The sequence below is a fragment of the Mycolicibacterium xanthum genome (assembly GCF_019710635.1).
GTDB lineage: Bacteria > Actinomycetota > Actinomycetes > Mycobacteriales > Mycobacteriaceae > Mycobacterium > Mycobacterium xanthum.
Window position 1 is genome coordinate 25,284 of record NZ_JAIFZS010000064.1, and the last position, 12,822, is coordinate 38,105.

Below are 12,822 nucleotides of genomic sequence, written 5' to 3' on the forward strand. Positions count from 1 at the left end.
AGCGAGGAATCGCGACACAGAGGGTGATCGGATGAAGCCGGCAGGAACTATTCGATTCTCGAGCTTCGCCGACGCCCTCGTCGATCGGACAGCCGCCCGTTTCACGGCATCCTTCGCAAGAGAACGATGACTGTCCACAGTCAGCACCTCCCTATCGCCTCCAGCGTGACGAGCCATTTTACTGCTGTTGCCGCAGGCGCCGACAGTCCGACGGACGGACGGTGATAGCTGCTGTTCGACCCGATGCCAGTCGATCAGCTCCTGCTCCAGGCGCACCCGTTCACCAAGTCTGTCCTCGACCAGTTCGATGTAGAGGTCATGTTCATCGGACGTCAGTCGGGTGAGGGCCGACGTGGATGGGCGTTCTTCGACCACCCATCGGTCGCGATGAGCCAGCAGTGTCTCACGGTCCATCAACACCGAGCGTGTCCGCGGCAGCCACACCCGTAGGCGGTCCAATATGGCAAACCCGTGGGTGTCGATGTCTCCCCAAATATTGGACATCGGCGCGCGCGAGCCACGGCAACCGTCCGACGTGGTCCACTTCGAAGCCCTTGCCCCAGATCGCCACGCCATGCTCGGGGACGTTGACGCTGAGATAGCTGATCTCGTTCTCAACGATCAACGCCCGCTGCGGATCGATCTCGAGCCGTGCCAATTCGTCGGGGCGCGCTGCCAACTCAGTCAGCGCAGCGGGGAGGCCCAGCGAAGGCGCTGGCCGTAGCCGCACCAATCTCGGCTTCGGCCGCAGCCCTAGATCGGCCAGGAATCCCAAGGCTGTCGATGAAACGCCGAGCATCGCCGCCAAGACCGGTCGGTGCCTCTCAGCGAACTTGGTGTCAACGCCGGGTGCACTGATCTCGCGCAGATACCGGTTCGATTGACGATGACTGTCGAGCCAGACATAAGCGGCGATCAGCTGCGGCATGTCCGCCCCAAGGCCAAGCGCGTCATGCGGATGATCGATGATCCACGCCCGAACCTGCGGATGTTGACGCGCGAGGGCCAAGAGCTCGTCAAAACGACGAACCAAGCTCGTCACGCCCAACAGCAGCCACGCTTGTCCGGGCGAGGACACGACTGCGCGGACGGGTAGCCGGTTGCGGCCGATCTGTCTGCCGCCAATCGATTGCCATTGCAGGGTGTATCGACCATCATTGCGGCGACCGGCGTCGAGGTCGGCCACCCATTGACGGACGGCGGCGATGTCGTCGCCGACCTGCGAGGGTTTGGGACCGCGAAGGGGTACCTCGATTGGATCGAACGGGTCTCCGTTGGCATAGCCACGTAACAGCGATCCATCGTCCCACCGGCGTCTGACCTTGGCGGCGATGTCGTCCGGTGTGGTCCACCCGGAACTCACGGCCGCCGTCCGTCACGTCGTGTCCGGTACTCCTCGATCGTCATCGTCTGCAAGCGCGAGAACGTTCCGGTCGGATTGTCGACGAATCCGATCGCCTTCACATACGGCTCGATGACGTGAACCTTCTGCAACGGCGTGACGATGAGAAGTTGCAGTCCGAGCGTCGCGAAGAGGTCCAGCGCATAGCGCGTCGAGATGTCTGAGCCCCGCCCGAACGCCTCGTCGATGACCGCGAACCGGAAGTCCCGTGACTGCTCGGCACCCCACTCGAGCCCGAACTGGTAAGCGAGGGACGCCGCCAGGATCGTGTAAGCCAGCTTCTCCTTCTGGCCGCCGGACTTGCCATCAGAGTCGCTGTAGTGCTCCCACTCGATATCGGTCTCGACGTCGCGCTCGGAGGCCGAAAAGACGAACCAGTTGCGGACGTCAGTGACCCGTCGTGTCCAGGTTTTGTCCGATTCGGCGTAGTTGTCACGGCCGCGGAACCGCTCGATGATTCGCTTCACGTCGAGGAAACGTTGCTCGGAGTACTGGTCACCATCGAGCGCGAGGCTGTCATTGGTCAGGTTACGCAAGTCCGAACGGAACTGAGCGATGTCCTGATTGGTGGTGGCCTCCTTCTCCAGTCGGATATAGCGACCGGGGTTGTAAGGCACCGCACCAAGCGCTTCGTTGATACGGTCGACACGCTCGTCGATTGCCGACGCCTGCCGGTTCAGCCAGTTGTTGAACCCCGCCAACTCCTGGATGGCGTTCTTGTTCAGCTGTTCCTTGAACTCCGCCTCGAAACGCGGGAGGTCGTCGGTCGCGACGCGATCGCGGAACGCCAGGAACTCCTGGCGGGCTTCGACATTGGCGTCCATGTCCGCGCGAAGCTCGGGCCACCGGTTCAAGACGTCGCTCATGTACTGGCCTAGGTTTAGCGCATATCCGTTGAGCTGACCGGAAAGTCGCTCGATACGTCGATGGAGATCAGCCGACAGCGCCACCTCGGTGTCGGCGCAGTCCGCCGCCCGCGCAGGACGGTTCTTGCCGAGGCGCGCGTCGAGAGCCGCGTACGATCCGCGGGCGGCCGCCAGCTCTGCCTCCGGATGGCCGGCAACGTATTCGTCGTCGCGCTTCCTTCCCTGCTCCGCTTGCCTTTTCGCCACCTCGGTGGTGGCAAGCTGTCCGGTGAGCTTATCGATCAACTCGCCAACGAACTTGGCTTGCTCGTCATTGTCGGCCAGTGCACGCGCGATCTCTTCCAGCCGCGATGAGCCCGCCAGCAGGCGAGCACGTTCGGCGTCGTGTTCGTTCGCGCGCGATTCGGCCTCGTCGACGTCGAGGTCAGTCCAGGCGTGGTATTCCTCGACGCGGGCGAGGGCTTGAAGTCCTGCCACAACCGCGTCCCGCTGTTCGCCGACACTCGCCAATTCGGTGGTGGCCGTGGCGAGCTTTTCCTCGAGCTCGGCGAACTCGTTGCGAAGCGCGCCGATCTTTCGTTCGTTGGCCCAGCCGAGGACCCAGCGACGGGGGTCATCGACGCGGTATCTGTCGTCCTTCTCGTGGCGCTCGCCCGAGCGCACTTGGCCCTCGCGGGTCACGGCGCGCCGCTGGCTGCGGAACTCATCAAGGCTCATCGCGCATCGATAGTCGGCCCGCTTGGTGAGCTCGTCGACGAGGTACTGGTTGAATGGCCCGCCCTTGACCTCGATGCAGTCGGCGAGCCAAAGCCCTTCATGCGCCGGCGATTGTAGCGGAACCCGTTGTCTGGCAACTCTTTCGTAGACCAGCTTCGCTCCGATCGCCTTGCCGCCTCGGCCATGGAAGATGAGCCTTCGACCGTTCACCCATCCGGCGACGGCGTCGTAGTGCTGCTGCGGCACCAGCAGCGAAAGAGCGAACCCTCGCAGAACTCGTTCCGCGGCGCCCCGCCACTCGGCGTGTTCCTGGGTCACGTCCAGCAGTTCGCCCGCATACGGAAGGTCCTCCGGTGTCAACGCCAGCGCCGCGCACAGCTCCGCGCGCACCTCAACCTGCTCGACAGGCAGGTTGCTGGTGCGTTGCTCCAGGCTCGTGAGTTCATCGGAAATGAGCCCGCTCTGCCGTTGGAGCTCCTTTTCCGTTCCGATGGCTTCGGCCATGGCCGCATCGAGGGCTCCCTTCTCCGCGGTGAGCCGCGACCGCTCGGTGGTGGCCAGGCCGGCCAGAGTCGCGAAGCCCTCGTTGTCGACGACGGGTTCCAGTCCGGCATCGGCGATGGCGGCGTCGAACCGCGTCCTGGCATGACGACGAGCCTGAGCCTGGGCACGCGCCTCGCCGGCAAGCCGCTCCAGCTCGCCCACCCGGTCCCCACCGGCCGTGGCGCGTTCCTCGATCAGAGAGTCGTGTTCGTCCTTGAGCTTCCGTGCCTTGGCTTTTGCACTGTCCTGCTCCTTCCATAAGCCCAAGCCCTCGGCCTCCAGCTCAGCGATCTCGTCGGCCAGCAGGCTGGAGCGAAGCTCGGCGACGAAGAGCCGGACAGCGGATCGCTCGCCCTCGATTGACTCACGCTCTGCGAGCCCGGCGTCGTACTTTGCGGTAGTTTGCGCGACGGGCTCGAGCGCTTCAAGCTGTTCTCGCGCACGCTTGACGGCATCGTAGGCCTTCGTCAGGTCGTCGAAATGGGCGATAATTTCAGAGACGCGCGAACTCGAGTCGCTCGGTTCGAGCATGTGGTCACGGACGAAGTCATTGAGGTTACCGACCGACTTCATCGAGACGGTCTGGTGGAACAACTCAAGCGCCTGCTGCGACCGGATTCCGAGCAGGCGACGCAACGAGGTTGCGTACTTGGGGAACTCGTCGAAGATCTCCGCCTCGACAGCCCGCAGCCGCTTGCGGAGATCGCGTAGGTCCGTGCCGAAGTCGGCGAAATCCGTTGCGATCGTGAGCGCTTTGGTTGCTGTGATGAAGAAACGGTAGGGCTGTCCCGTGCTCTCGCGCTGCTGGAATACCTGCGCCAGGGTAACCGTCTCATCGTAGCCGTGGTTAACGAAGACCCCGAGAATGACGGAGTAGCTCCGCCTGTTCTCGCGCAACCCCTTAGGGCGCGATCGCCCGGTGGCCTCGTTTCGCTCGGACTTGTAGTGGCCTTCGACGTAGGAGCGCAGGGTGCGTTCCTTGGCGTCGGCGCCCGCGGCCTTGTTGTAGGCGGCCTTGTGCGACGGCATCAACAGTGTGGTGAGTGCGTCGACGATCGTCGATTTGCCGGAGCCGATGTCACCGGTGAGCAGCGCCGTGTTTGTGTCGGGAGTGAACCGCCAGACGTGTTGGTCGAACGTGCCCCAGTTCAATACTTCCGCGTACTGGAGTCGATAGCCAGCCCTTCGGGTATCGCCGAGCCCGACCATCGAGAAGAGTCCGTCACCCATCGCCGCCCGCCGCTCCGGCATACTCCGTGAGCTTTGTCGCGAAGTCCGACAAGGTCTGGGCGTCGACGTAGGCCTTGAGGATTCGCCGCACCTCCCAATGGTCACCCTGACCGCTCAGCGGCCGCAGAAAGCCGAGGTCGCGCGCCTTGTTGATCGTCGTTTCCGCCTGGTCCACGACGCGCGCGTCGTTGGTGGACTCGGCCTGGAAAAGTCTGAGCATCTCGATGATCTGATCGGTGGTGAGCACCAGGCGGCCGTCGCCGCCCGTCGTCTCGAACTCAACCAGGCGCTTGCGCAGCAACACCAGCAGCAGGCTGACGTTGTACGTCAGCGCTCGCCGACGCACCAGACGCGGCAGCGCCTCGTCGCCGTCTTCCTCGGGCCGGGACCGAAGATAGGCGTAGCCCTCGGTCTCGTCGACGACCACGTGGACGCCGATGGTGGCGAAGTGGTCCCGGACACCGGCGCGCATTCGGTCCAGTGTCAGCCAGGTGTCCTCGTCAGACTCTCGGTAGACGACACCTTGCATCAGCCGGATGATTGCGGCAGCGACTGCGTGCTCACTACTCATCGCCGACGCACCGTTACTTTCGGCAGCCTCGCCCTCTTGACGATATCCGGATCGGCGGGGTCGGAATACTCCAGGAGAGACTCATCGGTGTCGTCCATGTCGACCGCCACGTCTTCGTCGTTGAGGGCGAGGTAGCCGACGATCTCCGCCGCGCCCTGCTCGATGGGGTACATCGCAACGACGTCGGACAGAAGAGCCGACGAGTCCTCGGGCAGAACGGTGCGAATGATCTCGGCAAGCCGCGCTTGGTCGACGAAGGTCTGAGCGAAGAGCAGATCGGTGTCGACGTCCTCAGTCGCATGCGGAATCTCGCTCTCAACAGCTACCGCCGCGGGCGGTTGGTAGAGCGGACGCTCGAACGGCAGCGCGATCTCGATGCCCGGTTGGTCGACCTCAAGCCCGAAGGCGGGAGGATTGCCACGGAGTTCGAGAGCAGCGCTCTCCACTGCCCGGACCAGGTCGAGGACACGCCGGTTCTCCAGCCAGACCTGGTCGTCGAGGAAGCGCCGCAATTGTTCGGATATCTGCCGAACGGTTCGCTGCGCGCGATCGGCAGCTTCGGACCAGTCGTGGTGAATGCCGCGAATCCGCTGATCGGCCTCGATGGTGTCGAGGGTCGACACCTTGGCCAGCAACTCGGCGAGCTCAGCCTGACGTGACTCGGAGAGAAGGAAGTCATAGAACGACTGAAAACTCCGGCCCTGGTCCGAGCCGGCGATCTCTGAGCGGCCTCCCACCAACTCAGCGAGCAGTTCGCCCTTGGACCCGTCCCATGCTGCAATCTTTTCTCGCGCGGCACGGTCGAGGAGCCGGAAGTTCTCTTCAACCTCGCGGAAGTCCGAGAGCAGTTCCCGCGCCGTCGCGGAGAGCTGCTGGTACCGATCGCGCACCGCAGTCGAGTCCAGGACAGCAAAGACACCGGCCTCGACGGCCGCGATCTCGGCGTCGAGTTCGTCGCGGCGGCGGTGCAGTTCGGAAAGCCGAACATCGGGTTCGAGTTCGGTCCCGTGCACGATCTGGCGCAGCAACTCGACCACGGTATGCAGCCTGGACTCAGTCCCTACGAACGACCTGCCCTTGAGGGATGTGACCCACGCGTAGGCCTTCTCGAACGCCGGTGTCACCTCGTAGTGAACTTCGTCGTCGCCGGACGGGTAAAACCGTCTCAGATAACCGGCGTCGGCGGCTGCCCAGTCTTCCAGATAGGTCCGAGCGTCCTTGGGAAACCGTTCCTGACCGTCCTCGGTCAGGATCTCTGAGTTCAGTGCGTAGAGGTGGTCGTCCAACGCGGCCGCGACCGCGCTAGCCCGGCATGCACCTCGGTTGCCCTCGACGAAGAACTCGCCGAGGAAGGAGAGGATCAAGTTCGAGTTGCCGGCGCGCAGCAGTCGCCAAGCGGGGTGCCGCTCCCGCAGCGCCTCGATCGTCGCGTACTCCACCAGGAAAGCCTAGAGAACCCGACCGACAGATTACGCCGCGACTGCGGAGAGTCGGGGATTGGCGGCTTCGAGAAATACCGGTAGTGCCGGCATCGCGGGCCACGAACCCGGACCGCCTTCCAGCGACAGACATCCGCACACTGCTGCGGAGGGCATTCAGGCTTCGATCCCACCGGGATCCAAGCCTGAATGTCGCAGTAGCCCTGAGTCGGTTCAGTCCGAACACATTGTTGACCGGTGTGCAAGATGGTGTTTCTGTGGCTGAACGATCATCCATGTTCGCCTCTCCGCCTCGAGTGCGACGACGGATCATTTCTCAGCTGCGACGACAGTCTTGAAGATCCTGGAAGCTGCCGGGGTGACACTGCGGCCGCAGGGACCGAAGCGTTTGGCAGCGTTGTCTCTCGGTGCCGGTTACATCCCAAGCTGTCAGGAGTTAGCGGTGTGTGATGGCAACGAATCGCCGGGTCTGATCGTGGGGTGTCGCACGTCGTCCATCTCGGGTATTATTCGAACGTTCCGAAAATTATTTCGGATACTGCAGATAGGATCTGACATGGGTGCCGAAGCGGCAGAGGCAGTCACCTTCATCCCGGAGGACCCCGATCAGTTGGCGACCGTCGTCGGGTTCCTGGCCAGCCATGAACGCATCCGGGGAAAGGTGGCATCGCCTGGTTACGCCCTGGTGGGGATCGGAGAGCATGACCGCATCGAACTACCGCGTTCAGTCCACCAAGCCTTGACCAAGGTCGTCGCGGCCATGCATGCCGGCAAGGCGGTCACCATCGCGCCGCAGACGATGACGTTGACCACCCAGCAGGCCGCCGATCTGCTAGGGGTCAGCCGCCCCACGGTGGTCCGCCTGATCGCCGACGGCACGTTGCCTGCCGAGCGGATCGGGAATCGTCATCGACTGCTGCTCGACGACGTTCTCGCCTATCGCGAGCAGCGACGCAATCGCCAGTACGAAGCACTGGCGGCCACAACGGTCGACATCAATGCTGACGACGACCCCGAAGTCGTTCGCCGGCGGCTACGTGAAGCGCGCCGAGTCGTTGCGGCGCGGCGGCGTGCCAAGGCCGACGCCCGCTGACACACGTTCGAGAATGTTTGCCGCGCTGTTGGACACCTCAGTGCTGTGGCCCAGCCTGCAGCGCGACTTCCTGCCATCTCTGGCAATCGAGGGCTTGTATCGGCCCTTGTGGTCATCAGCGATCCTCGACGAATTGTGTTACCACGAAGCACAAAAGCTCATAAGCCGTCGCCACGACCCTGCCCTGGCAGAACAGCAAGCCCAACGCCTCGTAGATCAGATGAGTTTGGCGTTCGACGATGCCGTTGTGGCGAACTGGGAAAATCTGGAAGGCACGTTCGGACTGCCCGACGTCGACGATGAACATGTGGTCGCGGCGGCACTCGTAGGAGGGGCCGACGTGATCGTCACGAGCAATGCACGAGACTTTCCACCGCAACAGATCCCCCAGTCGCTCATGGTGATATCACCTGCTCAGTTCGCTGCCGACACAGTCTCGGCGTCCCCCGACGTCGCCCTTCAGGCGGTGGTTGCCATGTCCTCCAGATTCGCCCGGCCGCAGTCCACGGTCGACGAGATTTTGGATCGTCTCGTTGCGAGTTACGCCATGATCGAAGCCGTCGAACTCATCCGTTGCGCCAGGTAGCGGATATTCGAGGAGTACTGATCGTTAGCGGTATCGAGAAGTTCCCCGGTGAGTTGGATACGCTGCGTACCGACAACGCGCGTCTGCGTCGGCTCCTCCGATTGAGCGAGGAGCAGGCTCGGGCGGCGGCCAGCGATCAGGCCACGCTGACCGGAGCCCCTGCCTCGCCGGTGACCATGGGCTCGAGCTCAGCCGACAAGGTGCGGTTCTTCTTCGACCTGTTCCGCTGTCGCACCGATGTTTACGCGGTGCGCTGGGAGAACCGGCGAGATGGCCGATCGGGCTGGATGCCGGCGATCAAAGGCTACTGGCGCAAGGGTATGAGTCGTGCAGACGCCCCTTACCTGCCGCTGACTCCAGAGGTCGTCGATGCCCACCTGCGCGGCGAGGCACACATCGGCCTGTACCCGCTCAGCGACGACGACACCTGCTGGTGGGTCGCAGCGGACTTCGACAAAGAAGCCGCGATGCTTGACGCCCTCTCATACATGAAAGCAGCACGTTCCCAGGGTATTCCAGCTGCAATGGAGGTTTCGCAGTCCGGACGAGGCGCTCACGTCTGGATTTTCTTCGCCCACGCCATCTCGGCGTCGGTCGCCCGGAGCCTGGCGACAAGTCTGCTGGGTGAGGCATTTCGCCTGCGCGGCAGCATGCATTTGAGCAGCTACGACCGCTTGTTTCCTTCCCAAGACGTCCACACCGGACGAGGTGTGGGCAATCTCATCGCCGCACCGATGAACGGTAAACGCCGGCAGCACGGCACCACCGTCTTCCTCGACCCCGCCACCCTCGAACCATACGAGGATCAGTGGGCCTACCTATCGAGCATCGCCCGACTGTCCACCAAAGACGTGGCCACGCTGGCGCGCCAGCTTCCCGACCCGCAGATCGGCCACGACGTCCGACGTCTGCAACTACCGACCTCGTCACGCATCGTCCCACGCCCCGCAACCATCGTCCGCGCTCAGTTCGGCTCCCAAATGACAATGACAGCCAACGACCTTGGCCCAGCAATGATCTCAGCGGTCAAACACGCCGCATCCATACGCAACCCCGAGTTCGATGTCCGCCAACGCGCCCGCCGCAGCACCTGGGACACACCACGATTCCTCTACAGCTACGACGAGACCCCTGAGGGTGATCTCGTCCTGCCCCGCGGTCTACATCCGCTGCTGACCGAGCTCGTCGAATCGGCCGACAGCACGTTACGCGTTGACGACAACCGCGTCCCCGGCGAACACCACGAGTTCGCCCTCGGCACGCCGCTGCGTCCCGCCCAGGCCACCGCCCTGAGCCAGCTCCTCACGCACGACACGAGCGTGCTCATCGCACCGCCAGGTACCGGCAAGACGGTCATCGCCTGCGCGGCCATCGAATCAAGAGCTACCGCGACTCTGGTTCTGGTCGATCGCAAAGCCCTGGCCGATCAATGGCGCGATCGGATCAGTAGCCACCTCGGGTTCAAATGCGGTCAGATCGGTGGTGGACGATCGAAGACCACCGGCATCCTGGACATTGCACTCCTACCGACGCTTGCCCGCCGTGACAACGTCGAAGACATCACCGCCAACTATGGATTCGTGATTGTGGACGAGTGCCACCATGTCGCCGCGAGCGCATTCTTCGGCGTCCTCAGTCGCATACCGGCGCGGTACTGGCTCGGCCTGACCGCAACCCCGGAACGCCGTGACGGACTCGAAGATCTGATCTATCACCAACTCGGACCACACCATGTCGCTATTGATCAGCCACACACCGGACAGCTCCCCGTCGACGGCTCCGAGTTGCTGACGCCCCCACCCGGTATTGCACGTCCACCCGACTGAATTCGACTACCGCGGCGACGCCGACCCCACCGCACCGGGCGGAATGGCCGAGATCTATCGAACCCTGGTCGCCGACCAGGCACGGCTCGACCAGGTCGTCGGCGACGTGCTGGCCTCCGCCGAAACCGGAGCCAACATCCTGGTACTCACCACCTGGGTCGACCACCTCAACGCCATCACCGAAAGGCTTGAGACCGCCGGCAAGACCGTCACCGTTCTCAGCGGCGGCATGAAAGCTCGCGAGCGCCGCCAGATCACCGAGCAACTTGCCGACCACTCGCCTGATTCGAATCCGCTCCTGATAGTCGGCACCAGCTCGTTCATCGGGGAAGGCTTCGACTGCCCCGCCCTCGACACGTTGTTCCTGGCTGCGCCGATCACCTTCAAGAACCGGCTCGTGCAATACATCGGCCGCGTCACCCGGCCCTATCCCACGAAGACCGCCGCAACCGTGCACGACTACCACGACGAACTCACCCCCGTCATCGCCTCGTCGCTGAAGAAACGCGCCCCCGGCTACACCAAGATGGGCTTCCCCGACCCACGCAAGATGCTTCGTTAGGAGTGACGCGCTTTACCCCCGAAGTCGAGCACGCTCGTAGCTGGCGACTTCGGCGCGCGCACAACGAGGGGTGCTGCCCAAAGACCATGGAAACGGCCCCCGGAGAGATCTCCGGGGGCCGTTTCGCTAGTAGCGGGGACAGGATTCGAACCTGCGACCTCTGGGTTATGAGCCCAGCGAGCTACCGAGCTGCTCCACCCCGCGTCGGTGAACGCTAGGTTACCGAAGCTGCACCGGCGGTTCCAAATCGCCTGTTCAGAGCCGGTTTCCCCACCGCGAGCGTGCGCATATGCACGCCTTTTGGCGGCGCGCCCCGGTGCAGACACGCACGCTAGCGGAGAAAAAACTCAGCGGACCACCTGGCCGGTCGCGAAGACCCGGGCCGGGTCGTAGCGCTCGGCCAGTGCGGCCAGCCAGTGCCGGGTGTCCTCGGTGTACACCCGGGCCGGGCGGGCCGGGTCGTGCGACGGCGCGAAGTTGGGCATCTGCCCACCGGTCGACCACGGCGCGACCGCCGCGACGACGCCACGCGCATGCTCGGCGACGAACTCCGCGGTGTCGGGCATCGGGGCGCCGATCACCGCCAGCGAGAACGCCGCGTCGCGCTGGCAGAACGCGCTGGCCTGCCGCGCCGGGCGAGCCAGCGCGCCGCCGAGCAGCCGCAGCTCGACGATCACCTGCGGGGACCCCGAACCCGGCCCGACGACGGCCACCAGCGCGTCGACCGCCTCGGCCGGCAGCGCCGAGAGCAGCGCCTGGTCCTCGTTCGTCGGCATCGGGTCGACCGGGTCGCAGTGCACGGCGCCGATCGCCGCGTACGGCAGCACCTCCACGGTGTCCATCAGCGGTGTGGCCACCGCCCGCATCGGCGCCAGCAGCCGCTCCGCCTCGGCGAAGTCGCCGACCGCCGTGTAGCGCAGCGAGACCGTCATCCGGCCGGCCAGCGGTTCGGGCACGCCGGGCAACGGCGGCAGCTGCTGGACGGCGATCGACGTGTTGACCGTCTCCGGCAGCCCGACACACCAGGCGCTCCAGCCGTGCAGTACGGCCGCGGCATCGGCACCGTCGAAATAGACTGCGCCGCCGTAGAACTCGGGGACCGGGGGCAGGTCGATCTCCACCGCGGTGACGATGCCCAGCGTGGCCTTGCCGCCCCGCAGCCCCCAGAACAGGTCGGCGTTGCTGTCCGGGGTGACCCGCAGCAGCCGGCCGTCCCCGGTGACCACGTCGAAGGCCCGGACATGATCGGAGGACAACCCGAAGGTGCGCACCAGCGGCCCGACCCCGCCGCCGGTCAGGTATCCGACCACGCCGACACCGGGTGACGATCCGCACAGCGGCGCCAGGCCGTGCGGGGCGGCGGCGTCGATGACGTCCTGCCAGCGCGCCCCCGCGCCGACCCACGCGGTGCGGTTGAGCGGGTCGACGGTGCAGTGCTTCATCGCCGCGGTCTGCACCAGGATCGTGTCCTCACCCACCGCGACGGCGCCGTGGCCGGTGGCCTGGACGGTGACCGTGAAGCCGTGCGCGGCGGCGAATCTGACGGCGCCGGCGACATCCTCGGGGGTGGTGGCCAGCACCACCGCGGCCGGCGTCACCGGCGCGGCCACGTTCCACGGCGTGCAGCGCTCGTAGCCGGGCTCCCCCGGCAGCGCGACCTGCGTGGCGACGTGGTCGCGCAGCGTGCGCAACACCTCGTCGCGCGTCAGCTCGGTCGGTTCGGTCATCGGAAGTCCCTTCTCGGAAAGTCTGTGCTCGCCGAGAATCATGACCGACCGGCCTTGGCGCGCGCTTGGTCACGTCACCAAGAAAAAACCAAGGTTTGGGCGTGCCGGGTCGCGCGTAACGCGACCCGGCACGCCGAAATCGCGAGGTGCTAGGCCATCTCGGGGACCCGCAGATGCGCCAGCACCAGCTCGAACTCGCATTCGTCGAGCATCTCGGCGCCGCTGTCGCGCATCGTGGCGACCTTCATCGCGTCCGTGGC

The 12,822-nt window shown here is 64.7% G+C and carries 8 protein-coding genes, 1 tRNA gene and 1 pseudogene; 4 read left to right on the forward strand and 6 right to left on the reverse strand.

Translation table 11 applies throughout. The features are described 5' to 3' along the window. Positions 1-225: 225 nt before the first annotated feature. The 4 genes and pseudogenes from JDV09_RS22845 to JDV09_RS22860 all read right to left on the reverse strand — a co-directional run. Positions 226-1,363 (reverse strand): annotated as a pseudogene (locus tag JDV09_RS22845) (Wadjet anti-phage system protein JetD domain-containing protein); the annotation flags it as partial. After that, positions 1,360-4,758: an ATP-binding protein gene (locus JDV09_RS22850; protein WP_221371432.1), complete on the reverse strand. Its 3,399-nt coding sequence runs from the start codon at positions 4,756-4,758 to the stop codon at positions 1,360-1,362. The pseudogene JDV09_RS22845 and the gene JDV09_RS22850, both read right to left, overlap by 4 nt. After that, on the reverse strand, positions 4,751-5,329 hold the full coding sequence (locus tag JDV09_RS22855) for a DUF4194 domain-containing protein (RefSeq protein ID WP_221371426.1): 579 nt from the start codon (positions 5,327-5,329) through the stop codon (positions 4,751-4,753). The genes JDV09_RS22850 and JDV09_RS22855 overlap by 8 nt, the downstream gene beginning before the upstream one ends. Further along, positions 5,326-6,768 carry a DUF3375 domain-containing protein gene (locus JDV09_RS22860; RefSeq protein WP_221371427.1) on the reverse strand — a complete coding sequence of 481 codons (1,443 nt, stop codon included), beginning with the start codon at positions 6,766-6,768 and terminating at the stop codon, positions 5,326-5,328. The genes JDV09_RS22855 and JDV09_RS22860 overlap by 4 nt, the downstream gene beginning before the upstream one ends. Before the next feature lie 556 nt (positions 6,769-7,324). On the opposite strand from JDV09_RS22860, the gene JDV09_RS22865 reads away from it, so the two are divergent. From JDV09_RS22865 to JDV09_RS27010, 4 genes are read left to right on the forward strand one after another with little or no spacing between them, the layout of a single operon-like run. Beyond that, positions 7,325-7,861, forward strand: a complete 537-nt coding sequence (locus JDV09_RS22865) for a helix-turn-helix domain-containing protein (RefSeq protein WP_221371428.1) — start codon at positions 7,325-7,327, stop codon at positions 7,859-7,861. Then, positions 7,767-8,447 carry a PIN domain-containing protein gene (locus tag JDV09_RS22870; RefSeq protein WP_255605876.1) on the forward strand — a complete coding sequence of 227 codons (681 nt, stop codon included), beginning with the start codon at positions 7,767-7,769 and terminating at the stop codon, positions 8,445-8,447. Before JDV09_RS22865 ends, JDV09_RS22870 begins: the two co-directional genes overlap by 95 nt. Then, positions 8,435-10,273 carry a TOTE conflict system archaeo-eukaryotic primase domain-containing protein gene (locus JDV09_RS22875; protein WP_255605877.1) on the forward strand — a complete coding sequence of 613 codons (1,839 nt, stop codon included), beginning with the start codon at positions 8,435-8,437 and terminating at the stop codon, positions 10,271-10,273. The genes JDV09_RS22870 and JDV09_RS22875 overlap by 13 nt, the downstream gene beginning before the upstream one ends. Continuing rightward, positions 10,254-10,835, forward strand: coding sequence for a DEAD/DEAH box helicase (locus JDV09_RS27010; RefSeq protein WP_255605878.1), 582 nt, complete (start codon positions 10,254-10,256; stop codon positions 10,833-10,835). The genes JDV09_RS22875 and JDV09_RS27010 overlap by 20 nt, the downstream gene beginning before the upstream one ends. A 130-nt stretch (positions 10,836-10,965) precedes the next feature. Here JDV09_RS27010 and JDV09_RS22880 read toward each other — a convergent pair. Both JDV09_RS22880 and JDV09_RS22885 read right to left on the reverse strand, forming a co-directional pair. Next, positions 10,966-11,039 (reverse strand) — tRNA-Met (locus JDV09_RS22880). A 143-nt stretch (positions 11,040-11,182) separates the two neighbouring features. Then, complete coding sequence (locus tag JDV09_RS22885; protein ID WP_221371429.1) at positions 11,183-12,562, reverse strand: FAD-binding oxidoreductase; 1,380 nt, start codon at positions 12,560-12,562, stop codon at positions 11,183-11,185. Positions 12,563-12,822: the final 260 nt, after the last annotated feature.

Coding starts and splice junctions, on each gene's coding strand:
- JDV09_RS22850 (WP_221371432.1), bottom strand. CDS start 4,758: ATGGGTGACGGACTCTTCTCGATGGTCGGGCTCGGCGATACCCGAAGG.
- JDV09_RS22855 (WP_221371426.1), bottom strand. CDS start 5,329: ATGAGTAGTGAGCACGCAGTCGCTGCCGCAATCATCCGGCTGATGCAA.
- JDV09_RS22865 (WP_221371428.1), top strand. CDS start 7,325: ATGGGTGCCGAAGCGGCAGAGGCAGTCACCTTCATCCCGGAGGACCCC.
- JDV09_RS22870 (WP_255605876.1), top strand. CDS start 7,767: ATGCTGACGACGACCCCGAAGTCGTTCGCCGGCGGCTACGTGAAGCGC.
- JDV09_RS22885 (WP_221371429.1), bottom strand. CDS start 12,562: ATGACCGAACCGACCGAGCTGACGCGCGACGAGGTGTTGCGCACGCTG.